Consider the following 23,029-nt stretch of genomic DNA (forward strand, 5'->3'; position numbering starts at 1 on the left):
AGCCCGATCAGGCCCGGCGAGAATAAACTCCAACGGCCCCGACACGCTTATGCAGATGGCGTATCGGGGCCGTTGGCCTTTTAAGAGCGGGTAAAGGTACCGGCCGGCAACCCTCCCCAAGCGTTCCTGCCCGGTTAACCTCCGTGCCATCACGCTTGCCTACTGTGATCCCGCTGGGGGGGGATCGGAAACAACAGAGGGAAGATGCAATGTGCACCGGAGAACACACCCAAACCACGCACAGTCGGAGCGTGGAGCTGGCAGATGCCGAGTTGAAGTCCATGGGGTTGAGCCGACGACTCATCCTGCAGTCGGCGGGCATCCTGGCCGCAGGCGCCGCCGCCTCAACTGCGATGGCCAAGCCCGCCATGGCCAACCCCGGCGGCAACGACCCCCAGCTGAAATGGCTGGTCGGTGACCACCACGTTCACACCCAGTACAGCCACGACACGAAGTACATGATCAAGCAACAGCTGGACACCGCCCAAAACTACGGCGTGGATTGGTTGGCGCTCACGGAACACAGCAACTTCGGCCACGCCAACAACGGGGGCGCGGTCAACGCCAACAAAGAAATCCAGGCGCAGCGTGCGGCCCGTCCCGGAATGCTGATCTTCCAAGGGCTCGAGTGGTACATCCCCGGTGCAGAACATGCGTCCGTCGTCGTCGCCCCCGGCCCGAACGAAGTCAGCCTTCTGCGCACCTTCGAACTCGTATGGGACGGCAAGCTGAACCAGTGGGAGAAACCAACCCCGGGTACCCCGCAGATGCCTTCCGCCCCTACGGCGGCTTTGACTGGGCCACGGCAACGGTGGCTGGCGTATGGGATTCAATGCTCGCCGAAGGCCTGCCGTTCTGGATCACCTCCAACTCCGACAACCACCTCACGGTCAAGGACACCTGGAAGACCGGGCCGTACCCGGCGGTGGAGCCCTATCTCAGCCTGCCCAATGAATTCGACCGCTGGTCCGTCACCGGCAAGCGACCGGACCCGTTCGACACCGGAGAAAAGCAGGGCGGCAGCGACTACTGGCCGGGTCAGTTCAGCCGCATCCACACCGGCGTTACCCAGCACTCCTACATTGGAGTCTTGGAAGCGATGCGCAACGGCCGCATGTGGGTTGACCACGGTCACCTCCTCCAGGGACTCGATGTCCGCGTCCGCGAGGTGCGCGGGAACAGCGCCGCCAACAGCAACGGACGCAACGGCGTCACCTTGAGGTCGCGTCTGCAGGTGAGGCGAGGTGCCGACGTCGAAATTTCCATCACCATTACGACGACGGACTACCGCAACTTCGCTGGTATCCTCCCGAAACTCGCGCACGTTGACGTCATTGGTGGCGCCGTCACCGGCGCGGCAGCAGACCGCGACACCATGACGGCTCCGGGGACGACGGTTTGGAAGCAGATCGATGTATCCGGGCGCACGGGAACGTTCACCATCAAGCACGTCATCAAGGACGTCCAAGGATCCTGCTACTTCCGCCTCCGCGGAAGCGACGGCAACCGCCACGGCGCAGGCTACTACGGAGCGTCCGTGGATCCGGCCGGCCCCGTTCGCCATGGCCTGAACCTCGGCGACGCTGACCCGTGGGCGGACACCTGGTTCTACGCGAACCCGGTCTTCATCGACGTCGCGTAGCTGCTGGGCAGGAAGGCGGCAACTGGATCAGGACTGGACGTCGCCTTCCTCGGGGTCATCGGCAGAGCGGACCTCGTTCCTGATGATGCCCAGTTCCTCCAGCTGCGCGGACATCCCGGCACCATCGGGGGCGTAGATCCAGGGAACACCGGGGGTCGGCTGTCCACCGGACTTGGAGCGGCCACCTGCCAGGACGGCTTCACCGGCGGAGAGCTGGCGGATGGCGATGGCCCGGACGTTTTCGGGGTGGCGCTGGGCGAATTCGGAGTAGATGGCTTCGTCATGCTGCCCGTCATCACCTACAAGCAGCCATTTGATGTTGGGGAATTCCTCAGCGAGGCGTTCCAATGATGTCCTCTTGTGCTCCTGGCCGCTGCGGAACCAGCGGTCAGGCGTTGGTCCCCAGTCTGTCAGGAGCTTGGGACCGGCCGGGTACAGGTTGCGGGACAGGAAGCGGGACAGCGTAGGAGCAACATTCCAGGCACCGGTGGAGAGGTACAAGACCGGGGCAGATGGAGCGGTGCGTGCAATCCGTTCGTACAGGACTGCCATGCCAGGCGTTGGGGTCCTGGCGTGCTCGTTGAGGACGAACGTATTCCAGGCAGCCAAGAAGGGACGCGGAAGAGCGGTCACCATCACGGTGTCATCAATATCGGACACGACTCCGAAGTCGGCATCGTCGGCCACTACTTCCACGGGAGCCTCCACCGTTTTGGAGCCACCGGATTTCAAGGTAATGGTGTGCCATCCAGCCGTCAGCGCCACCGGGATCTGGGCGTCCACCACGCCTCCACGGTCGGCCACGACGTCATGGGTGGTGCCGGCGATGGTGACTTGCACGGCCGCATGTGCCACAGGGGCGCTGGTGAAGTTCCGCCAGCCTCGCATGCTCTCCTGCAAGGGGTTCGCGTGACCGGCAGCGTCCCGGGGATCACTTCGGACCACCCGGGCCAGGACCCTCACCCAGGACGTGCTGCCGTACCCGGTGTACGGGATGACGGTTTCCACCCGGCCACGGCGGATGGCCAGGCGGGTCTGCAGCCTCAGCCACGCGTCGTCGAGCCTCATCGCGATGTGGCGCGCTTGCTCGCGGGGCGGTGTCAAGCTGATGCTGCTGCCTGCAGTGGACATGGGGCGCGGCCTTGCGGGACGAAAAGACATGTTTCCAGTCTTCCATGGCCGGGACTTAGGTTACGGAACGCGACCCACAGCGGAATCAATCAGCACTTCGGCGGCTTGGCGCGCTTGTCCGGCGGCCTCGGGCGATCCGGCGATGGCCGCCGTCGTTTGCGCCCCCTCTGCCAGGATCGAAAGCTGCGGTGCCAGATACGGCGGTGCGCCCGCTTCGGCGGCGAGCCCGGCGACGTACTCCTGGAAGGATTCCTTGTGCTTCCGCGCATAGTCCGCCACTTCAGGGCTGACTGCGCCCAGCTCGGCGAAGCTGTTGATGAAGCCGCAGCCGCGGAACGAGTCCTGGCAGAACCAGCCGGCGAGGTAGTCGAATATGGCCAGCAGCTTGGCCCGCGGATAAGCAGCCTGGCGCACCGTTGCGTCCAGCCCCTGGGTCCAGGACTCGTGGCGGCGCTCCAGCACGGCCATCACGATGCTGCTCTTGGAGGGGAACTCCTGGTACAGCTTCTTCAAGGAGACACCGGCGGCCGTCCGCAATTCATCCATGCCCACGGACTGGATGCCTTTGGCGTTGTAGAGTCCATCGGCTGTCGCGACGATGCGTTGACGAACCTCGGAAATATCCATGGGTCAATAGTACTTGAATTGAGAACGATCGTTCTATAGTATTTGTCCTAGAGAGAGAACGATCGTTCTCTACTTCGAGAAAAGGGAAACAGAATCATGGGCTTCATCAAAGTCGGAACTGAAAACACCACGGACATCGAGCTCTACTACGAGGACCACGGCACAGGCCAGCCCGTCGTCCTGATCCACGGCTATCCCCTTGACGGCGCTTCCTGGGAGAAGCAGACCGCCGCCCTCCTCAACGCCGGCTACCGCGTCATCACCTACGACCGTCGCGGCTTCGGCAAATCCAGCAAGACCACCACCGGCTACGACTACGACACGTTCGCAGCGGACCTCAACACAGTCCTGGAAACCCTCGACCTGCAGGATGCCATCCTGGTGGGCTTCTCCATGGGCACCGGCGAAGTCGGGCGCTACATCGGCACCTACGGCGAGGCCCGGGTGGCCAAGGCCGTCTTCCTGGCCTCCCTCGAACCCTTCCTCCTCCAGACCGATGACAACCCCACGGGCGTTCCGTCCTCCGTGTTTGACGGCATCCGCAACGCCGCGATCGAGGACCGCTACGCCTGGTTCACCAACTTCTACAAGGACTTCTACAACACGGACAACTTCCTCGGAAACCGTCTCAGCGAAGAAGCACTGCGCAACTCCTGGAACGTCGCTGCGGGCTCGTCCTGGTACGCGTCGTTCGCAGTGGTTGACACGTGGCTGACCGACTTCCGCGCCGACATCGAGAAGGTCACCGTGCCCTCCCTGATCGTCCACGGAACCGGCGACCGCATCCTCCCCATCGACTCCACCGGCCGCGAATTCACCAAGCGCCTTCCCTCTGCGGAATACGTGGAGATCGAGGACGCACCGCACGGCTTCCTCTGGACTCACGGCGCTGAGGTCAACGAGATCCTGCTCGGCTTCCTGGCCAAGTAGCGCTTGCGCGCCAACTGATCAAAGAACGACGGCGGCAGCTCACCGGCGGTTCCGGAAGGAACCAAAGGTGGGCTGTCGCCGTCGTTTATGTCCGCTTACGCCGACCGCACTTCGGTGAGGGAACCGTCATGGTCCAGGCGCAGAGTGAGGTCCAGGTCGAGGCGGGCCAGGAAGTCGTCGTCGTGGCTGACAACAATTACGGCGCCGCGGTAGGAGTTCAGCGCAACCACCAGCTGGTCCACGCTCTGGATGTCGAGGTTGTTCGTGGGCTCGTCGAGAATCAGGACCTGGGGCGGTGGATCGGCGAAAAGGAGCCGGGCCAGAGACACCCTGAACCGTTCTCCGCCTGAGAGTGTTTGCACCGGCCGATAGACGCTCTCGCCACGCAGCAGGAAGCGTGCCAGCTGGTTACGGATCTCGCCCTCAGGAACGTTGGGGGCGGCCTCCTGCACGTTTTCCAGAGTGGTGGCGGCCTCGTCCAGGCCATCAAGGCGTTGGCGCAGGTAGCCGGCCCGCTCTGTGAGAAGACGACCACCCGCTGGCCCGTCGTCACCGGCAACGACGCGTTCGAGCAGCGTGGTCTTTCCCACCCCGTTCGCACCGATAACGGCCACCCGCTCAGGGCCTTCCATCACGAAATCCCGGTTGGTTCCCCGCAATTCCGCTATCCGGCGGCTGCGTGGAACGTCCGGATCAGGAAGATCCACGCTGATGCGCTCCTCATCCCTGATCCGGGAGGAGGCCGCATCCAATGCCGCCTGGGCGGCGACCACTTTGTTGTCCGAACCCGAACGAAGCTTCCCGGCCGACACCTGGGCGTCGGAGGCCCGTTGGTTCATGAGGATCTTGGAGCCCTTTTTGTTGTCGTAGCTGCTCTGGCCCGTCCGGGCCCGCTTTGCCAGCTTCGCTTCGGCTTCCTGCCGCTGACGCTTCTCAACCTTCACCGCCTGTTTCGCTGCCTGGGCAGCCTGCACTGCAGCGGCCTGCTCCTCCTCCAGGTGGGACCGCCATGCGCTGTAAGGGCCGCCGAAGACCCTGAGCTCTCCCCCGTGCAGTTCAGCTGTGTTGTCCATCAGCTCCAACAATGCGAGGTCATGGCTGACCACCACCAGCGTGCCCGGCCAGCCGGACAAAAGGCCGGACAGCTTGGCCCGTGCTTCGCGGTCCAGATTGTTCGTGGGCTCATCCAGGAGCGTGATCGCTGCCCGTTGGAGCCTCAGTCCCGCGATGGCAACCAGCATGGCCTCGCCGCCCGAGATTTCGCCGACGCTCCGGTCCAGGTCAGCTGACGACAGTCCGATGTGGCGCAAGGCCTCATCGGCGCGTGCCTCAATGTCCCAGTCGTCACCGAGCACTTCGAAGTTCTCCAACGACACGTCCCCGGATTCGATGGCCTTCAAGGCCTTTACCTTCGGGCCGATGCCAAGCAAGTCCGCCACGGTGGAACCCGTGGCGAGCGTCAGGGTCTGCGGAAGGTAGCCGACATCTCCGTTGATCGTGATGAGGCCACTGGCCGGTGTGAGGATCCCGGCAATGAGACGGAGCAACGTCGATTTTCCGGCCCCATTGGCGCCCACCAGGCCGGTGAGGCCAGTACCAAACGTTCCAGAGACTTCAGAGAGTGCGGGGGTGCCGTCCGGCCAGTGGAAGTTGACGTCGGTCAGGGTAATGGACGGGTTTTTTGCAATAGGCATGATGCTTCAGGACTCCAGTGATTTCAGCGAATGCGCTGCCACCGGCCCAAAAGGACATCAAAGATGTGTCAGCGCTTGGTTTGCGTCGCGAAACCTTGAATGTCCGTCAAAACATCGGCCTAACACTGGGGAACAGAGGAGTTCAGTCTCACAAAAACGGTCCATGAAGGCAAGTCGCCTAGGCGTTCCCGTCCACAGTGACCACGATCTTGCCACGGGTGTGGCCATCCATGTTGAGCCGGAACGCGTCCGCCGCATCAGCCAGCGGGAAGGTTTCAGCTACCTCAACCTGGAGTTTCCGCTCATCCACCAGATCGGCGAGCTCTTGCAGATCCGCCCCAATCGGGTTGACCCACATCCAGGTGCCTCCGTGCTCTTCCACATCGCTGTCGGCAATGGAGGCATGCCGGCCATTCTCCTTCAGCACCTCAAGGGTTGTTGAGAGGTTGCCGCCCACGAAGTCCGCAACGACGTCGACACCATCCGGGCGGAGTTCCCGCACCCGGCCCGCCAGCCCTTCACCGTACGCAACGGGTTCGGCGCCCAGCGACCGAAGGAAGCCATGGTTCTTCTCCGAAGCAGTCGCAATGACTTCCGCACCGAGGGCCTTCGCGATCTGGATGCCGAGTGAGCCGACACCACCGGAACCGCCGTGGATCAGCACGGTCTCCCCGGCGGCGAGTTCCAATCGCCTCAGGACCTGGAAGGCAGTCAACCCGGCAAGTGGCAGGCCAGCGGATTCGTTCCAGTTCAGGCTCTCTGGCTTGCGGGCCAGGAGCCGTTCGGGCAAGGCAATGTACTCGGCGAAGCTGCCACCGTGGACGAAGTCCTTGCGGCCGTAGGCGATCACCTCATCGCCGGGCTGGAAGTGCGGAGCGTCAATACCCACCGACTCCACCACCCCGGCAACATCCCAGCCAGGAATTGCCGGGAACTGGATGTCCATGAGCGGGTCAAGGTACCCCGCCATGATCTTCCAATCCACCGGATTCACTGATGCGGTCTTGACCTTGACCAGCACCATGCCGGGGCCGACCTTGGGCATCGGCTGCTCGGTGATTTCCAGGACATCCGGGTTTCCGTACTTGCTGTAAGTTATCGCCTTCATGTGAGTGCCAACTTCCAGTTGCGCCCGGCTATTCCTGTGCCTGACTATCTGCTGCCTTAGTCGAAGAAGCCCACGATGTACCCGATGAAGTAGAGCATGGACAGCAAGACGAAGACGCCGATGATCGCCATCCAAACAACCTGGCTGCCCTTACGCGGCCCGCCCTCGTCGTGGCCCTGCGGTCCGGCCGTGGATGATTCGCCTGGCGGGGTTTCACCCGGAGGCACTCCCCCGCCTGGTTCCAGTCCTGTGATCTTGTCCTCGTACGGGTCCGGATTGGGTCCTGACACGTTCACTCCCCTGGGTAGCAGTGGTGACGCCTTTGATCCAGCGTAGCGAACCACGGGCCAGAACCACAGCAGCCTTACAAATTCGGGGATGCTCCTGTCAGCGCGCCCACACGGCGTCCCGCGTCGCCGTCCGCAGTCGGTACAGCGATGTCGTCGCCGTGATGTAGAGGTCACGGCCATCGGGGCCGCCGAAACAAAGATTCGAAACTCTTTCCGGAAGTTCGACGGCGGCCAGCAGACCGCCGTCGGGCGCGTAAACCCGCACGGACGCACCCGCCGAAGTCCACACCCGGCCCTCAACATCAACCCGGAAACCGTCCGAGGCCCTGTCACCCTCGAGTTCCACGAAGGTGGTTCCGGAGCCGCACACGCCGTCCTTCACCGGATACACGGCCATCCGCAACGGGACGCCATGCGAAGGACCGGCCGTGTCCGATACGTACAGCAGCGATTCGTCCGGGGAAAAAGCCAAGCCATTGGGATGGACCAGGTCAGTGATCACCGGCCTCAGCTCCCCGGTGGAGGGGTCAAGCCGGAAGACGTAGCAGCCACCGTATTCCTGCTCTCCCTCGTGGCCTTCCACCGTGCCGGGAAGGATGCCGTAAGGAGGGTCGGTGAACCACACCGTGCCATCGCCGGCGACCACCACGTCGTTGGGCGAGTTGAGGCGATGCTCACCGAACGAGTCGACGATAGGCGTGACATCGCCGTCGTGATCCCGCTCGACGCGTCGGCGGCCGTGGCTGCACTGCACCACGCTCCCGTCGTGGTCGAGCGTGCGGCCGTTGGTGTACTCGACGGCGGTGGCGTACTCGCGCGTGGCGCCTGTGGAGGGATTGAACTCCAGGATGCGGTTGTTGGGTATGTCGCTCCAGCGAACCGTTTGCGATTCCGGAATCCAGACCGGCCCCTCGGCCCATATTGTGCCTTCGAAGAGCTTTTCCAAGGTGCCGGTGATCAGTTCATCCATGCGTTCGAGACTAGTCGTCCACAGCCCCCGAGGTGGCCTTTGCGTCGGCTGGTGTGTTGGCGTCTGCCCGCTGCGCACCAGGCATGGCGATCACCGCCACCACCGTGAGCACGGCGCTGACAAGCACCGCCAGGAACACCGCGCCGGAAGCGTTCACCGTGGTTTGCGGATCGGCACCACCACCCGGGCCGCCGGCGTAGATGGCGTTGGCGATCGCGCCGAAAACCGCCACGCCCAGTGCGCTGCCGATCGACCGGGCGAAGAGGTTGGTTCCCGTCACTACACCGCGCTCGTTCCATTCCACGCTCGACTGGGCAGCGATGAGGCTGGGAGTGGCAACCAGCCCCAAGCCCAAACCCACAACGAAGCAAGACAACGCCACCCAGACGACGTTGGGCGACGAAGCCGTGAACGCCAACACCGCCGCGCCGGCCACCGAAATGGAGATCCCGATCAAGGCCGTCCGCTTGAACCCGATCCGGAGGTAGAACCGGCCAGCCTGGGAGGCGCTGATCGGCCAGCCCAAGGTCAGGGCCGCCAAGGCAAGGCCCGCAAGAATAGGAGACGTCTTCAGCGCTCCTTCAAGGAAGGTTGGGACGTACGAGGTCAGGCCCAGCATCACTGCACCGACGCCGAAGGAGATCAAAGCAGTGGTTGCCAGGAGCCGCCGCGAGACCACCCACGCCGGCAAAATCGGCTCCGCAGCCCTGCGCTCGGCAAGCACGAAAGCACCGAACAACAATGCACCCACTGCGAAAACGGCGATGCTCACGGGCGAGTTCCAGGCCCAGGCTTGGCCGCCTTCAAGCGCTCCGAGAATCAGCAGGCTCAGGGAGACCGTCAACAGGGACGCTCCCAGGTAATCGATCCGGTGCTTGGCGCGCTCGACGTTTTCGTGGAAGGTACGCACCAGCATCCAACCGGCCAGGAAGCACAGCGGAATGTTGATCAGGAAGATCCACCGCCAGATCCCCAAGGACGCAAAAACACCACCCAGGGTTGGCCCCACCACGGAGGAAATGGCCCACACGCTGGCCAAGTAGCCCTGCACCTTGGCGCGTTCGGCAAGGGTGTAGATGTCGCCGGCGATGGTGATGGACACCGGCTGCACCGCTCCGGCGCCCAGGCCCTGGAGCACACGGAAAGCAATAAGCGCGGGCATGCTCCACGCCAGCCCACACAGGATGGAACCCAACAGGAACAGGCCAATTCCGCTCAGGATGAGCGGCTTGCGTCCCAGCATGTCCGAGAGCTTGGCGTAGATGGGGACCGACACGGCTTGTGCCAACAGGTACGCCGAGAAGAGCCACGGGAACGAACTGAAACCGCCGATGTCCTCAACGATGGATGGCACGGCCGTTGCAACGATGGTTGAATCGATCGCCACCAGGCCCGTGGACAGCATCAGGGCAATGAGGATGGGGCCACGCTTGGAACGGAACCCAACGCCGTCGGCAGTTTCTGTAGTCATATGTCTCGTTCCCCGTCGTCAGCTCGTTACGTTCGTTCCCGGGGCAAGCCCCACAGGGGGTAACGGTACGGGTGGCGGAATTAGTCCCGGGAGGCGGAAGAGAACGACGGCGGGTGGCTGGGGTAAGTCCGTTGCGGCGATCTGGAGGAGCATGCCTCTTCGTTCAGGCTTTGGCTGGCAGTCTTCTCGGCCCGATGTCGAATCCTGGCCCGCCGGGTACGGAGTCAATGAGGCGGCGGGTGTAGGGGTGTTGTGGGTTGCCGTAGACGGCGTCGACGTCTCCTGATTCGACGACCTCGCCGTGGTAGAGGACGAGGATGTCGTCGCTGACATGGTGCACCACGTCGAGGTCGTGGGAGATGAAGGCCATGGTCAGGTCGAGTTCCTTCCGGAGTCTGCCGATCAGGTTGAGGATTTCGGCTTGGACGGAGAGGTCCAGGGCGGAGGTAATTTCGTCGGCGATGATGAGCTTGGGCTGTACTGCCAGGGCCCGGGCGATGGCGATGCGTTGCCGTTGTCCGCCGGAGAACTCGTGAGGGTAGCGCTCTGCGACTTCGGGGTCCAAGCGGATTGTGGACAGCCAGTAGGAGATCTTTTCCCGGTGTTCTTTGGGGTTGGCCCGCAGGGGGTCGATGGCTTCGGCGAGGGTCTGGCCGATGGTCCGCCGGGGGTTCAGTGAGGAGTAGGGATCCTGGGGAACCATTTGCACCATGCGGCGCATGCGCCGCCGTTCGGCCCCGGACATCTTCAAAATATCCCTGCCCTCGAAGGAAATCAGCCCGCTGCTGGGTTTCACCAGGCCGACGATCGCCTTGGCCATGGTGGACTTTCCGGATCCCGATTCGCCTACGATGCCGAGGGTTTTTCCGGCCTGGATGCTCGCGTTGACGCCCTTCAACACGGTGGCGGCGGAGCGGCCGGAGCCAAACGTGACACGGACATCGGTCAATTCAAGAACTGTGCTCATTTGGCTGTTTCCTCGGTCCTGGTCGTACCGCGGTCGGCGGTCGAATCGTCGTCAAAAACTTCATCCATGGAAAAGTCCGAAGCCTGCACTGTGACCAGCTCGGCTTTGCGTTCGGCAATGGAGGGCGTCGCGGCGAGCAGGGCTTTGGTGTAGGGGTGTTTGACCTTGCCGGCTGCGAGTTCTTCACCGGTGAGGCGTTCGAGGATCTTGCCGCCGTTCATGACGATGACCTTGTCGCATAGCGCTTGGACGACGCCGATGTCGTGGGAGATGAACAGCATGGCGGTGCCCATCTCGCGGTTGATGGTGCGGAACTGCCGGAGTACGTCGGCCTGAACGGTGACATCCAGGGCGGTGGTGGGTTCGTCCGCGATGATCAGGCGGGGATCGGTGACCAGGGTGGATGCGATCATCGCCCGCTGGAGCATGCCGCCGGACAGCTCGTGCGGGTGTTGTTTCATGCGTTTCTCCGGTTGGGTGATCCGGATGTCGGCGAGGGCTTTGACCATGCGGCCGAAAGCGGTCTGTCGGGACTGGCCCAGGTGGACGCGGCTGACTTCGGTCAGCTGGGAACCGATGCGCAGGGCCGGGTTGAAGCTGGTTCCGGGGTCCTGGTAGACGAGCCCGATCGAGGTTGCCAGTTCGCGCGGGTTGTTTTTCTTGAGCAGGTTGAGCTCGCCCAAGCGCATGGTCTTGGCGTTCACTCCGAGTTCTTCGGGGAGGAGGCCGGCTATGGACATGGCTGTCAGCGATTTACCGGAACCGGATTCACCTACGAGCCCCACCACTTCCCCGGCGCGGATGCTGAGCGATACGCCCTTGACCAGTGGAACTCCCGACGGCGTAGTGACAGTGAGGTTGTCCACCTCGACGAGTGCTTCGGCGTCGGCGCGCAAGGAGGCCGGAACCTCCGATGCCTTCCGGAGGCTGCCGAATTTGCGTCCGCCGCGTGGGTCCGTTGCTGCGGCGAGTCCGTCACCGATGAGCATGGCGGACAGCCCGGTGATGGTGATCATGATGGACGGCATCACGGCTTGCAGGGGTTGTGAGTAGATGTTGACCAGCGCCTCGTTGAGGAGCCGGCCGAAGTCGTACTCGGGGTTCTGCACGCCTAGACCGATGAAGGACAGGCTGGAGAGGTCGATGAGGGTGGTGGCGAACACGGTGGCCGTGAGGACCAGGAGCGGTTCGGCCATGTTGGGCAGCAGGTGCCGGGTGATGATGTGCGGTCCGGAAACTCCCAGCAACCGGGCCGTCGACACATAGTTGCGTTGCGAGATCGATGCGGCCATATTGGCTGTCAGACGGGCGAATGCCGGGATGCTGGCAATGGAAATCGCCAGTACGGCGGACCAGGTGCCTTGCCCCAGGATGGCGGCGATCAACAGCGAGAAGATGAGGCTCGGATAGGCAACTGCAGCTTCGATGATTCGCAGGACGGCCGTGCGGATGGGACGCGGGGCGAGCCAGACGGCGGTGCCGATGGCGATGCCGGCAATAACGGCAATGGCGGTGGTTGCCGCCGTCATGAGCAGCGTGAGCCGGGCAGCTACCAGTGAACGGGCCAGGACGTCCCGGCCGAAGTCGTCGGTGCCAAGCCAGTGCTCGGCGCTTGGGCCCTGTGATGCTTGCGGGGTGAGTTTCTCCGCGGCTTCGGTGAGGAACAACGGTGCAATCAGTGCAGTGAGGACCATGACGGACATCAAGGCGATGCCGACGATCAGGCCGGGGGTCCAGCGGAACCGGCGGCGGGGACGGGCTGTCTCAGCCATTTGATTTTCCTCCGAGCGTACGGGGGTCGATGAGGCCGAGGATGACGTCGACCAGCAGGTTCAGCACGATGGCCAGGAAGCCGAGCACCAGGATGATGCCTTGGATCACGGGGTAGTCCTTGTTCACGATAGCGGTGACGATTTCCCGGCCCAGTCCAGGCCAGTTGAAGACGTTTTCGACGATGATTGCCCCGCCGAGCATGCCTGCCAGGATGAGCCCGGCGAGGGTGAGCGCGGTGGTCAGGAGGTTGGGCAGCGCGTGCCGGGCGTAGAGACGCAAGGCCGGCAAGCGCCAGCCGCGGCCGGTACGCAGGTAGTCCTGTTCAAGGACGGTGGACGTTTCGCGGCGCACGACGCGGGCGATGGAGCAGATCGGGGCGATGGACAGGCCGATCACGGGAAGGATCAGCGAGCTCAGTGATGCCGCTCCGGCTGCGGGGAGGACCTTGAGGATGATGGCGAAGACCACCACCAGCATGGTGGATACGACGTATTGCGGAACGGCTTGGAAGAAGCCGGTGAGCACGCCGAACGAGACATCCAGCCACTTCTTCCGGCCTCCGCGGGTCAGGATGCCTACCAGCATGCCGGCAGGAACGGAGACCACGAGCACCAGGATGATTCCCAGCAAAGCGATCTCGGCTGTGAAAGGGAGCTTGGTGGCGATGATCTGGGAGACCGAGGTGCTGTAGGCGAAGGACTCGCCAAGGTCTCCGGTGAACAGGCCGCCGACGTAGTTGATGAACTGGAGGTGGAGGGGATCGTTGAGGCCGAGGCTGTTGCGGATGGCCTCGATTTGCTCGGTGGTGGCGTCCGCGCCGGCTACAGCCACTGCCGGGTCACCCGGGATGAGCGGCACCATGAAGAAGGTCACGACGACGAGCAAGGCGACCGAGAGAAGGACACCGCCGGCGCGGCGAAGGGCGTAGTCTGCCCAGGGCGAGAGGCTCAGGGCCCGGCCCCGGGGGCCTTTGGCGGCCCCCGGGGTTTGGCTCTCAAGGATCTGTACTTCCTTGGAGAGCATGGTTGGTTCAGTCATCGTGAAGCCTTTGCCTACTTGGTGATTCGCATGGTGGCGTAGTCGACGATTCCGGACGGTGCCTGGATGGAGAATCCGGAGCGCTGGGCGACGATCTGCGGTTCGCCGACGAAGGGAACAATGTCGTTGTCGTTGAGGATGCTCTTTTGTGCCTTGGTGTACGCGTCGCAGCGGGCTGATTCGTCAGTGGCTGCCTGGGCGGTGGCAATGTCGGCGAGAATGTCCGCATTTTCGCCGCCACCGATGTTGCGTCCGCCCTTTTCCGTGGGAACACCGGCAATGCGGGTCAGGGAGGCGGCCACGGTGCCTACGAAGTTGGCGTCGCCTTGGACTGTCAGGTCCCACGTTTCGGGCTTGGTCTGGGTCATGGTGGCCCAGGTTCCGTTGTCCACGAGCTGGAGATCCACTGTTGCACCGGCAGCGCGGAGTGCTTCCTGGACGTAGGTGCTGCCTGCACCGTTCGGGCCGATGCTGGTGGTTCCCACCATTTTGAAGGTCTTGCCGGCGAGCACTGCCTTGGCTGCTGCTGCGTCTTCCTTGGTGAGGCTGGAGTTGTCCGGCAGGACACATGGCACGGTCGGGGCGACGATCGAGTTGTAGGTGATGCCCTTTCCTGCGTAGGCGGCGGCGTTGAAGGCCTGCTGGTTCATCAGCTGGGCCACGGCTTTGCGGAGCGCCGGGTCAGTGAAGGGGCTGCCGGGGCGTTGGTTGAAGAGCAGGAAGATCCCGGCGAAAGGGACAGAGGTTACGGTGTAGTCCTTGTTGCCCTCGAAGCGCTGGACGTCGGCCGGAGCGATGTCCGAGACATCCATTTCACCGGTAAGGAGCTGGTTGGCCACCGTGGTCTTGTTGACGCCGGGGAAGAAGCGGACCGTCTTGGCCGGGGTTCCTTCCAGGGGCTTGGAGTATTGCGGCCAGGCTTTGTAGTCCTCGCGGAGCGTCATGTCGTAACTGACGCCGTGGCTGGCTTTGGTCAGCGTGTAGGGGCCGGAGAAGGCACCCTTCACGGCGCCCTTCGCCAGGCCATCGAGGTCGGCAAGACCGGCCGGGCAGATAATGCCGGTCTGGGCAAGGGTCAATCCGCCAATGAGTTCGGACCAGGGTTGGGCAAGCTTGATGTCCACGGTTCCGGCGGCGTCGTCACCGGTGATGGTGGGCTGCCCCGGACCGAACACGAGCTTGCCGAAGTTGTTCTTGGTGGCCGGGTCTGCGAAGTAGCTGAGGGACTTGGCCACGATGGTTGGCGTGATGAGTGTGCCGTCCGCGCAGGTGGCGTCTTTCCGGATGGTCAGCGTGGCGTTCGTTGCGGTGGACTTCCATTCGCTGGCGAGCCCACCGATGAATTTGCCGTCCGCGTCCCGCCTGACAACGGTGTCATACAGGAAGCGGGCCACCTCGTAGTCGTCTTTGGCGTTCGCCTTTGCAGCATTGAAGGTAGTGGGGTCGGCATTGAGGGCGGTCCTGATGGTGTCCGTGGACATGGCCCCGCCGCTGGCGTTTCCAGCGGCGGCCTGGCCGCCGGTAGTGCAACCGGTCAGGAGAAAAGCGGCAGCCGTGACGGATGCCGCGGCGGCCATGAAAGTGGAACGTCCTTGCATAGGGGGTAAACCTCCTGCTCGCCTTCGGGGGGCGCTTTCCACGGCGGATGCGGTGCACCGTTGGCCGGCTGGGACCGAAGGATGTGAAGTGCGATAACTTTCGCGAATGAGAAGAGATTCACACATCACCGGAATGAAGTCAACGCTTTTTTGTGAGGTCGCCCACAAGGACCGCCCGAGTGCACCAACCTTTTACACGGCCGAAACATCGAGGGCTTGACGGGTGAAGAAAAAAACGCGAAACTTTTCTCATATGTGATTGGCGTCTCAACCTTGCCAGCGCATCCGAAACCGGACCAACCAAAGGTGGAACACATGGCAACGACTCTTGAGCTCACTGTCCGCAAGGCTCAGTGGACCCGACCGCCGCGGGAACTGGTCCGCGCTTTCGAGGCTTTCCCCGTGGCCAACATCGGCGATGCCATGGAACGGCTCGGCCTGGTGGACGGCAACATCAACCCCGTCTGGGCCGGCGCCAAATGCGTAGGTTCAGCCTTGACCGTCCTCGGGGCAGCAGGCGATAACGCCGCAGTCATCGAATCCCTCAACTACATCGAACCCGGCGATGTAGTGGTGATCAACGGCTTCGGCCATGAGCACCGTGCACTGGTTGGTGAACAGCTCTCCCAGCGCTTCGAAGCCGCCGGCGCAACCGGTGCCATCATCGACGGTTACATCCGCGACCGAGCAACCATCACCGAGATCAAGTTCCCGGTCTTCGCACGCGGCACAACCCCCGCCGGCCCCTTCAAGAACGGTCCTGGCGTCATCGGCGAACCCGTGGCCATCGGCGGCATTGTTTGCTCCGCCGGTGACATCGTCGCCGCAGACGATGACGGCGTCGTCATCATCCCCCAGGCCCGCGCCGCGGAAATCCTGGAGCTGGTCAAGGCAGTCGCGGTCCACGAGGCCGAAATGACCGCCGAGATCACCCGCGAATACAGCTAACCCCTTCTCCCCTCCCCAACAGCGGGACCTAAACTGAGAGAACCACCAATGTCTAGTTCATCGACGGAATCAGTGGATCTGAACACCGCACAAGTAAAGGTCGTCACGGCTGACGGCAAGATGGTGCGCAAGGCTACTATTGCCGGCACCATGGGCTCCTTCGTGGAGTGGTACGACTACGGCATTTACGGGCTTCTGACCACGTACCTTGCCATCAACATCATGGGCTCCAAGGACATCGGGTCCCTGCTGCTTACCAACGTGGGGTTCCTGGTCAGCTTCCTGGCCCGCCCGTTCGGAAGCGTCATTTGCGGCTACCTTGGCGACAAGCTCGGACGCAAGAACCTGCTGTCCATGCTCCTGCTCCTGATCTCCGGGGCCACGGCCTGCATCGGCCTCATCCCGTCCTCCTCGGTGATCGGCTGGGCCGCGCCGGCCTTGTTGATCCTGCTGCGCATCCTGCAGGGCTTCTCCGCAGGCGGGGAAGTGGCCGGTGCCATGGCCTTCGTGGGTGAATACGCCCACAACAAGCACCGCAACTTCTCCATGAGCTTCATCGCCGTGGGTTCCTTCTGCGCCTTGCTCTTCGGCAGCGGATTCTCCGCAGTCCTCATCACCACGCTGGGCGACTCCACCATGGAATCCTGGGCCTGGCGCATCCCGTTCCTCTTCGCCGTGCCCCTGGGCTACGTGGGCTACTACATCCGCTCCAAGATGGAAGACACCCCGCACTTCGAAGCACTCCGCGAACGGAACGAGGTAGAGCGCAACCCGCTACGCGCCGTTTTCACGTCCAAGCGCCACCTGAAGGCGATCGCCCTGACCATCTTCCTCCCGGCAGTCAACGGCCCCGGCTACTACCTGCTTTTCGCCTACATGCCGACCTACCTGAAGACGCAGCTGGGCTCCGGCAACAACTTCACGATGCTTCAGGCGCTGACGGTGACGGCCTTCAGCCTGGTGGCCATCATCATCGCCATCCCGCTGATGGCCCGCTTGTCCGACCGGATCGGCCGCAAGCCCGTCCTGGCCCTTTCCGCGGTCCTCATGGCCGTGGTGTCCTACCCGATGTTCGCCATGATCACCACGGGCAACATGCTCATGGCCTGCATCGCCACCGTGGTCATGGCCATCGCCTTCTCCGGTCACGCAGCCGTGGTGCACACGGTCCTGACGGAAATGTTCCCCACCACCGTCCGGTACAGCGCCTACAGCATCGGCTTCAGCCTGAGCACCATCATCTTCGGCGGCAGCGCCCCGTTGGTCATGACCGAGATCATCAAGGCCACCGGCAACAGCATGGTCCCGGCCTACGCCTCGATCGGCACCGCCCTCATCACACTGGTTTCGGTCTACTTCCTGAAGGAAACCAAGGGCCAACCGCTGGCCACCCACTAACAAAACCCGGTACGACGGCGGCCTGCCGCCATTGCTGCCAGGCCGCCGTCGTTGGACCATAAAGCACTACAACAAGAACCATAGGGAGTCACCTTGGGCATCAACTCAGTCGCCGTCGTCGCAGACCTCGGCGAAAGCTACGGCAACTACACCATCGGCGATGACGACGCCCTGCTGGGCCTGGTCACTGCCTCCAACATCGCCTGCGGCTTCCACGCCGGGGACCCCCGCGTCATGGACGCCACGGTCAAAGCCTGCGTTGAACGCGGCATCGAACTCGGCGCACACCCCGGTTACCCCGATCTGGTTGGATTCGGCCGCCGCCTGATCGAGGCCAGCGAAGAGGAAATCCGCACTGATGTGCTCTACCAGATCGGCGCACTGGATGCCTTTGCCCGCATCCACGGCGGCAAGATCAGCCATGTGGCACCGCACGGCCGTATGGGAAGCATCGCCCAGACCGACGCCAAGCACGCCCGGGCCATCACCGACGCCATCAAGGCCTACGATCCGTCCTATATCGTGATCTGCCAGAACGGCCTGCTCGCTGAAGAGTCACGCAAGCGCGGCCTCGAAGTCGGCTACGTGTTCCTGGCAGATCGCGGCTACGGCGAGGACGGCATGCCGGTCTCCCGCAACACCGAAGGCGCACTTCTCCACGATCCCGAAGAGATCGGCCGCCGCGTGGTCCAGGTGGTCACCGAAGGCACTGTCCGCGCCGTCACCGGCAAGGTTGTCCCGCTCGGCCACGACGCCGACGTCGTCCTCCTCCACGGCGACCACCCGCAGGTCCTGGAGAACGGCACGGCCCTGCGCGCCGCCTTGGACAAGGCCGGAGTGAAGGCCACAGGACTGCAGGAAGTGCTGGCCGAGAAGGCCAGGCTCGCCACCGTCTGACCCACCCCACCAACAAGCCAAGGACACATGAGTACGCACCCAGCGCCCGGGCACACACCGGAGATCAAGGCCGTTCCCTTCGGGGATTCGGCATTGATGGTCAGCGTCGCCTCTGACATTGACGAGGAACGCCAGTCCGGAAGCCGGACGCTTCGCGAGATCCTCCTGGAGGTGCGTCCGGTGGGCCTGCTGGACGTGGTGGCCGGTGTTGACTCCCTCCTGGTGGAGTTCGACAACCTCGCCATCAGCCACGGCCAACTGGCCCAGACCATCCGGCTGGCAGCGGCAGGCGGTAGCTTCGAAGCCAACCGGCCCTCCAGGGATGGCAAACACTTTGTGATCCCCATGGTGGTCAACGATGCCTTTGCCCCGGATCTCTCCGAAGTGGCAGAGGAACTCAGGATCAGCCGGGAAGCGGTTCTGCAGCATCTGGAGGACTCCGAGTTGAGCATCAACCTGCTGGCCTCTGCCATGGCTCCCATGATGGGTCGGGTGCAGTTCCCCGGAGCTGTCAGCCGGTGCAGGGAACCACGCACCAACGTGGATCCAGGCTCGGTGATGGTTGCCGGAACAAACGCCATCATCCAGCCTTTCCCGGGCCCAACGGGGTGGAAGGTCATAGGACGGACGCCGCTGGTGATCTGCGACATCCATGAGGACCCACCCACCTCGTACAAACCCGGGGACAGCGTCCGGTTCAAGGTCGTGCCAGAGAGCGCATGGGAACGGCTCTCGGGCCGGTTCCTGCTTGCCGGTACTTACACATACGAAAGGGAACACTGATGCCGGCGGTTGAGCGGAGCGTCACCATCAAGATCCGCGAAACGGCATGGCTGGCTACTTTCCAGGACCTGGGCCGGCAGAACTCGGAAGCTCTGGGCGTTCCCTGCGGCGGCGCCGCGGACCAGCACTCGGCAGCAGTGGCGAACATCCTGGTGGGCAATAACCGCACGGCGACCCTGCTGGAACTCATGGGTGGCCGGTTCACGTTCACCACCTCCAAGCCGGTGCTCATCGCCGTCACGGGAGCACCTGCCGATGTCACCGTCAACGGCAGCAAGGTGTCCATGTGGGAGCCGGTCTGCGTTCCCGCCAAAGGACAGGTGGTGATCGCGAACGCCCGGGGCGGCATGCGGAACTACCTCGCCTTCAGCGGAACCCTCGCCGCGGATCTCTTCATGGGCAGCGCTGCCCCCGAAGCCCGCATGGGCTTCCCTCAGCAGATTGTGGCCGGGCAGCACCTGGAACTCCGGAGCTCCTACACGGGCTTTGAGCACCCGTACCTGACCCAGCCACTCTTCCGGCTTCCCGTGCCGGTACCCTCCTTCGAGCATCCCTTGTGGACCATCGACATCACCGAAGGCCCGGAAACTGATGCGGCATTGGGGATCCGGGAACTGTTGTCCTCCCGTGAGTACACGGTGACCGCCAAATCCAACCATGTGGGTCTGCGCCTGGACGGTCCAGTGGTACACCCGGAGGGCCTGGGCGAAATCGTCTCCCATGGCGTCCCCATCGGCGCTTTCGAGGTCCCGCACGGCGACGAACTCATCATCCTGGGCCGCTACCGGACCCTCACGGCCGGTTATCCCATCGTGGCCTTTGCCACGAAAGCCTCCTTGCCCATGTTGGGGCAAGCGCGCCCCGGCCAGCGGATGACCTTCCGCTGGGTCAGCCAGGAACAGGCCGTAGCGGACCACCATGAGGCCCAACGCCTGTTGGGTGTGCTGGAAGCGCGGGTGCAAAGCCTGTTCTCGGCTATCGATCTCCCACACCATTCACGCCAAGTGCCCGCGAAGGCGGCAGCCTGAGCACCAACTGCCGCGGGCACTTGACCGGCGCCCTTCGCAAATGAGAAACTTTTCGCATATGTGACAGTTGTCGCAGCATAAACCAGAGGAACGGAACCATGGGACTTCTTGAAGGCAAAGTCGCGGTCATCACCGGCGCAGGAACGGGGATGGGCCGCTCGACGGCGGAACTTCTCGCAGCCGAAGGTGCCCACGTGGTGCTGGTGGGCCGCCGGCTCTCCGTCCTGGAGGAAGTCGCCGCAGCGATTGCCTCCGACGGCGGGGCCGTCCACCCGCGTGCCGCGGACATCGCATCCAAGGACGACGTCGACTCCCTGGTCGCGTGGGTTTCCGAAACCCTAGGCCCTGTCGACATCCTCGTCAACAACGCCGGCAGCGCCAGCAAGGTCCTCAACGTCCGGTGGATCAGCCAGGAGGAATGGAACAGCGTCCTGGACGTCAATCTCAATGCCGTCTACCTGCTGACCCAGGCCGTCCTTCCGGGCATGCTCTCGCGGAACACAGGCACCATCATCACCGTTTCCTCGCTCGCGGCCGTGAACCCGAACCTGCTCGGTGGCGCAGCCTACGGTGCGGCGAAGGCAGCGGTGCGGAACTTCATGACCTACCTGCACAACACCTTCCGCAACGAGGGTCTGCGCGCGGTCACCGTCCTTCCGGGCGAAACAGCAACACCCATCCTGGACAACCGGGCCAGGCCACCTAAGTCCGAGGAACGCGAGGCCATGGTCCAGCCCGAGGACGTCGCCCGGGCCATCCATCTCGTCGCGACCCTGCCCCAGCGGACCGTGGTGCAGGAACTGGTGATCGCCCCGACCGTCCAGCGCGATACCTCCGGGGACATCGAAATCAGCCGCTGGGCAGGCGCCCCGGCAGAAGACCTCCCCCAGCTGTAGTACGCCACCAAACTTCCCTCCCGACCAGCCAGAGCAGGATTGCCATGACCCTCGAACCATCCACCGCCGTCGCAACCTTCCAGCCTTCCGAGGCCGTACAGCGGGTACAGCGCACCTCCTTGCGCGTCCAGCAGCCGCAGTCGAAGGGCGACCTCGTCTCGCTTGCCATGGGCGAGCCGGACTTCGACACCCCCGAACAGGTACGTGCCGCAGCCGCCCGCGCCCTGGAAGAGGGACACACCCACTACTCGCCGTTGCTCGGCGAGCTGGTGCTTCGCGAGGAGCTGGCTGCCCGTATCGGCCAGCTCCTCGGCGAAGTGGCCAGCCCCGGCGACGTGCTCATCACCCAAGGCGGAACGGCCGGCCTCTCCGCCGCTATCCTGGGCATCGTCAACCCGGGCGACAAGGTGGTCATCCCCGACCCCACCTACTCCCTGTACGCAGACCTGGTGAGCATGGCCGGGGGCGAGATTGTCCCAGTCCCGCTGGCCGAGGACCTGCACTGGGACCTTGAGGCACTGGCCACAGCCCTTCGGGGCGCCAAGATGTTCGTCTTCTGTAATCCGTCCAATCCCACGGGCATCGTCCATTCCCGCGCGGAGCTTGAGGCCCTGGCCGACATGGTGGCCGGCACGGACACCTTGGTCCTCTCCGACGAGGCGTACAGCGACCTCGTCTACACGGCAGAACCGTTCACCTCTGCGCTGGAAATCCCGGGCCTTGCAGGCAGGACGATCTACTGCCAAACCTTCTCAAAGAGCTACGCCATGACCGGCTGGCGGGTGGGCTACCTTTGGGGCCCGTCCGAGGTGATCGCCGCCGCAGCACGCGTGCACAACACCTTCAACGGCTCCATGAACACCGCGGTGCAGTTGGCCGCGCTGACCGCCCTGAAAACCTGCGGCCCGGACATCAAGCGTATGCACGCCTCCTATGCCGGACGCCGCGAGCTGATGTTTGAAGGACTTAGCAAGATCCCCGGCCTTACGGTCAGCTCCCCCGAAGGCGCCTTCTACCTCTTTCCCAAATACGACGTGGACGTGCCGGCGGCGCAGATGGTGGCGCACCTGCGTGAATTCGGAGTCGCCGTCCGTCCGGGCAGCGAATTCGGCCGCAACGGCGAACACCACCTCCGGCTCTCCTACGCCGCCAGCGCCGAAGCGATCACCGCCGGCGTCGGGCGGATCGCCGCCGGACTCGCAGCACTCAGGCAGGGCAAGTGACAATACTCGATCCGCCGCCCGGGCTCCGCGTCGACATGCAGCGGAACCGGACGCTTTTGGTGGACGCGGCCGGCCGGCTCTTCGGAGCCGGCCGTTCGGCTACCATGACACAGATCGCCGCGGAGGCCGGGATCTCCCCCGCCACGGCGTACCGCCACTTCGCCTCAGTGGACGACGTCCTGGCCGCCTACCGGTTCGAAGTGGGCCGGGAGCTCCTGGAGTTCAGCCGCGCCCAACACTCCGAGGGGCTGCAGCTGCTGGAGGCCGTGTGCGCCAAATGGGTGGAGCTGGTGGTCAGGCACGGTGAGTCCATGATCCACACCCGCTCGGCCGAAGGGTACCTGGCCCGCGTCAAAGCCGGAGCCTACTACCTGACGGTCCAGGCCGACGCCCTCGCCAGGCCACTCGAGGAGGCCGCACGCGAACTTGGCATCGAACACCCCGGGGACGAAGCACTGTTTCTCTGGAACGGCTTCTTCGACCCCCGCGAAATCAACGACCTCATCCACAGCCTCCAGCTCACAGCCGAGGAGGCCTCCGCTCGATTGGTCCGGACCTTTACGGCAGCCCTGGCAGGGTGGTCCGCTTCGAAGGACCTAAGCTTGAACTGACGAAAG

General features: G+C 63.7%; 21 protein-coding genes and 1 pseudogene. 11 read left to right on the plus strand and 11 right to left on the minus strand.

The window, feature by feature from the left end; all coding sequences use genetic code 11:
* Positions 1-458 precede the first annotated feature (458 nt).
* Positions 459-584 (plus strand): annotated as a pseudogene (locus tag PQ627_RS18965) (hypothetical protein); the annotation flags it as partial.
* A 152-nt stretch (positions 585-736) separates the two neighbouring features.
* Positions 737-1,642, plus strand: a complete 906-nt coding sequence (locus PQ627_RS18970) for a hypothetical protein (protein WP_274262938.1) — start codon at positions 737-739, stop codon at positions 1,640-1,642.
* 27 nt (positions 1,643-1,669) lie between these two features.
* Here the strand turns inward: PQ627_RS18970 and PQ627_RS18975 are convergent, their stop codons facing one another.
* Positions 1,670-2,803 (minus strand): App1 family protein, encoded by a 1,134-nt coding sequence (locus PQ627_RS18975; protein WP_274262902.1) that lies wholly within the window; start codon positions 2,801-2,803, stop codon positions 1,670-1,672.
* A gap of 30 nt (positions 2,804-2,833) precedes the next feature.
* Positions 2,834-3,400 (minus strand): TetR/AcrR family transcriptional regulator, encoded by a 567-nt coding sequence (locus PQ627_RS18980; RefSeq protein WP_274262903.1) that lies wholly within the window; start codon positions 3,398-3,400, stop codon positions 2,834-2,836.
* A gap of 96 nt (positions 3,401-3,496) precedes the next feature.
* On the opposite strand from PQ627_RS18980, the gene PQ627_RS18985 reads away from it, so the two are divergent.
* Positions 3,497-4,330: an alpha/beta fold hydrolase gene (locus tag PQ627_RS18985; protein WP_274262904.1), complete on the plus strand. Its 834-nt coding sequence runs from the start codon at positions 3,497-3,499 to the stop codon at positions 4,328-4,330.
* A gap of 95 nt (positions 4,331-4,425) precedes the next feature.
* Here PQ627_RS18985 and PQ627_RS18990 read toward each other — a convergent pair whose 3' ends face one another.
* From PQ627_RS18990 to PQ627_RS19030, 9 genes are all read right to left on the minus strand, one after another.
* Positions 4,426-6,024 carry an ABC-F family ATP-binding cassette domain-containing protein gene (locus PQ627_RS18990; RefSeq protein WP_274262905.1) on the minus strand — a complete coding sequence of 533 codons (1,599 nt, stop codon included), beginning with the start codon at positions 6,022-6,024 and terminating at the stop codon, positions 4,426-4,428.
* A 178-nt stretch (positions 6,025-6,202) separates the two neighbouring features.
* Positions 6,203-7,132 (minus strand): NADP-dependent oxidoreductase, encoded by a 930-nt coding sequence (locus PQ627_RS18995; protein WP_274262906.1) that lies wholly within the window; start codon positions 7,130-7,132, stop codon positions 6,203-6,205.
* A 56-nt stretch (positions 7,133-7,188) separates the two neighbouring features.
* Positions 7,189-7,422, minus strand: a complete 234-nt coding sequence (locus PQ627_RS19000) for a DUF6480 family protein (RefSeq protein ID WP_144663359.1) — start codon at positions 7,420-7,422, stop codon at positions 7,189-7,191.
* Between the two features lie 97 nt (positions 7,423-7,519).
* The gene (locus PQ627_RS19005; protein ID WP_274262907.1) at positions 7,520-8,392 is read right to left on the minus strand and encodes an SMP-30/gluconolactonase/LRE family protein; all 873 of its coding nucleotides are present in this window, start codon (positions 8,390-8,392) and stop codon (positions 7,520-7,522) included.
* 10 nt (positions 8,393-8,402) lie between these two features.
* Positions 8,403-9,863, minus strand: a complete 1,461-nt coding sequence (locus PQ627_RS19010) for an MFS transporter (RefSeq protein WP_274262908.1) — start codon at positions 9,861-9,863, stop codon at positions 8,403-8,405.
* A gap of 163 nt (positions 9,864-10,026) precedes the next feature.
* Positions 10,027-10,830, minus strand: a complete 804-nt coding sequence (locus tag PQ627_RS19015; protein WP_274262909.1) for an ABC transporter ATP-binding protein — start codon at positions 10,828-10,830, stop codon at positions 10,027-10,029.
* Positions 10,827-12,602 carry a dipeptide/oligopeptide/nickel ABC transporter permease/ATP-binding protein gene (locus PQ627_RS19020; protein ID WP_274262910.1) on the minus strand — a complete coding sequence of 592 codons (1,776 nt, stop codon included), beginning with the start codon at positions 12,600-12,602 and terminating at the stop codon, positions 10,827-10,829. The genes PQ627_RS19015 and PQ627_RS19020 overlap by 4 nt, the downstream gene beginning before the upstream one ends.
* Positions 12,595-13,641, minus strand: a complete 1,047-nt coding sequence (locus PQ627_RS19025; protein WP_274262911.1) for an ABC transporter permease — start codon at positions 13,639-13,641, stop codon at positions 12,595-12,597. The genes PQ627_RS19020 and PQ627_RS19025 overlap by 8 nt, the downstream gene beginning before the upstream one ends.
* A gap of 14 nt (positions 13,642-13,655) precedes the next feature.
* Positions 13,656-15,239 (minus strand): ABC transporter substrate-binding protein, encoded by a 1,584-nt coding sequence (locus PQ627_RS19030; protein WP_274262912.1) that lies wholly within the window; start codon positions 15,237-15,239, stop codon positions 13,656-13,658.
* 315 nt (positions 15,240-15,554) lie between these two features.
* Here PQ627_RS19030 and PQ627_RS19035 point away from each other — a divergent pair, with 315 nt between their 5' ends.
* The 8 genes from PQ627_RS19035 (at position 15,555) to PQ627_RS19070 (ending at position 23,023) form a co-directional block, all read left to right on the plus strand.
* The gene (locus PQ627_RS19035) at positions 15,555-16,187 is read left to right on the plus strand and encodes an RraA family protein (protein ID WP_274262913.1); all 633 of its coding nucleotides are present in this window, start codon (positions 15,555-15,557) and stop codon (positions 16,185-16,187) included.
* 48 nt (positions 16,188-16,235) lie between these two features.
* Positions 16,236-17,585, plus strand: a complete 1,350-nt coding sequence (locus PQ627_RS19040) for an MFS transporter (RefSeq protein ID WP_274262914.1) — start codon at positions 16,236-16,238, stop codon at positions 17,583-17,585.
* A gap of 93 nt (positions 17,586-17,678) precedes the next feature.
* Positions 17,679-18,482: a LamB/YcsF family protein gene (locus PQ627_RS19045; RefSeq protein ID WP_274262915.1), complete on the plus strand. Its 804-nt coding sequence runs from the start codon at positions 17,679-17,681 to the stop codon at positions 18,480-18,482.
* A gap of 27 nt (positions 18,483-18,509) precedes the next feature.
* Complete coding sequence (locus PQ627_RS19050) at positions 18,510-19,265, plus strand: 5-oxoprolinase subunit B family protein (RefSeq protein ID WP_274262916.1); 756 nt, start codon at positions 18,510-18,512, stop codon at positions 19,263-19,265.
* Positions 19,265-20,293, plus strand: coding sequence for a biotin-dependent carboxyltransferase family protein (locus tag PQ627_RS19055; RefSeq protein WP_274262917.1), 1,029 nt, complete (start codon positions 19,265-19,267; stop codon positions 20,291-20,293). The genes PQ627_RS19050 and PQ627_RS19055 overlap by 1 nt, the downstream gene beginning before the upstream one ends.
* Before the next feature lie 98 nt (positions 20,294-20,391).
* A complete protein-coding gene (locus PQ627_RS19060; protein WP_274262918.1) occupies positions 20,392-21,189 on the plus strand; it encodes an SDR family oxidoreductase in 798 nt (265 codons plus the stop codon).
* 44 nt (positions 21,190-21,233) lie between these two features.
* Entirely contained in the window at positions 21,234-22,412 is a 1,179-nt protein-coding gene (locus PQ627_RS19065; protein ID WP_274262919.1) for a pyridoxal phosphate-dependent aminotransferase, read from the plus strand.
* Positions 22,409-23,023 carry a TetR/AcrR family transcriptional regulator gene (locus PQ627_RS19070; RefSeq protein WP_274262920.1) on the plus strand — a complete coding sequence of 205 codons (615 nt, stop codon included), beginning with the start codon at positions 22,409-22,411 and terminating at the stop codon, positions 23,021-23,023. The genes PQ627_RS19065 and PQ627_RS19070 overlap by 4 nt, the downstream gene beginning before the upstream one ends.
* Positions 23,024-23,029 lie beyond the last annotated feature (6 nt).

Origin of the sequence: Paenarthrobacter sp. AB444 (genome assembly GCF_028736865.1) — a bacterium.
In the GTDB taxonomy this organism is placed as follows: domain Bacteria; phylum Actinomycetota; class Actinomycetes; order Actinomycetales; family Micrococcaceae; genus Arthrobacter; species Arthrobacter nicotinovorans_B.

Bases quoted from the DNA above. Each gene is read 5' to 3' on its own strand.
- PQ627_RS19050 (WP_274262916.1), top strand. From the start codon at position 18,510: ATGAGTACGCACCCAGCGCCCGGGCACACACCGGAGATCAAGGCCGTT.
- PQ627_RS18980 (WP_274262903.1), bottom strand. From the start codon at position 3,400: ATGGATATTTCCGAGGTTCGTCAACGCATCGTCGCGACAGCCGATGGA.
- PQ627_RS19005 (WP_274262907.1), bottom strand. From the start codon at position 8,392: ATGGATGAACTGATCACCGGCACCTTGGAAAAGCTCTTCGAAGGCACA.
- PQ627_RS19040 (WP_274262914.1), top strand. From the start codon at position 16,236: ATGTCTAGTTCATCGACGGAATCAGTGGATCTGAACACCGCACAAGTA.
- PQ627_RS18995 (WP_274262906.1), bottom strand. From the start codon at position 7,132: ATGAAGGCGATAACTTACAGCAAGTACGGAAACCCGGATGTCCTGGAA.
- PQ627_RS18975 (WP_274262902.1), bottom strand. From the start codon at position 2,803: ATGTCTTTTCGTCCCGCAAGGCCGCGCCCCATGTCCACTGCAGGCAGC.
- PQ627_RS19025 (WP_274262911.1), bottom strand. From the start codon at position 13,641: ATGACTGAACCAACCATGCTCTCCAAGGAAGTACAGATCCTTGAGAGC.
- PQ627_RS18985 (WP_274262904.1), top strand. From the start codon at position 3,497: ATGGGCTTCATCAAAGTCGGAACTGAAAACACCACGGACATCGAGCTC.
- PQ627_RS19010 (WP_274262908.1), bottom strand. From the start codon at position 9,863: ATGACTACAGAAACTGCCGACGGCGTTGGGTTCCGTTCCAAGCGTGGC.
- PQ627_RS19015 (WP_274262909.1), bottom strand. From the start codon at position 10,830: ATGAGCACAGTTCTTGAATTGACCGATGTCCGTGTCACGTTTGGCTCC.
- PQ627_RS19035 (WP_274262913.1), top strand. From the start codon at position 15,555: ATGGCAACGACTCTTGAGCTCACTGTCCGCAAGGCTCAGTGGACCCGA.
- PQ627_RS19020 (WP_274262910.1), bottom strand. From the start codon at position 12,602: ATGGCTGAGACAGCCCGTCCCCGCCGCCGGTTCCGCTGGACCCCCGGC.
- PQ627_RS18990 (WP_274262905.1), bottom strand. From the start codon at position 6,024: ATGCCTATTGCAAAAAACCCGTCCATTACCCTGACCGACGTCAACTTC.
- PQ627_RS19030 (WP_274262912.1), bottom strand. From the start codon at position 15,239: ATGCAAGGACGTTCCACTTTCATGGCCGCCGCGGCATCCGTCACGGCT.
- PQ627_RS19060 (WP_274262918.1), top strand. From the start codon at position 20,392: ATGGGACTTCTTGAAGGCAAAGTCGCGGTCATCACCGGCGCAGGAACG.
- PQ627_RS19055 (WP_274262917.1), top strand. From the start codon at position 19,265: ATGCCGGCGGTTGAGCGGAGCGTCACCATCAAGATCCGCGAAACGGCA.
- PQ627_RS19065 (WP_274262919.1), top strand. From the start codon at position 21,234: ATGACCCTCGAACCATCCACCGCCGTCGCAACCTTCCAGCCTTCCGAG.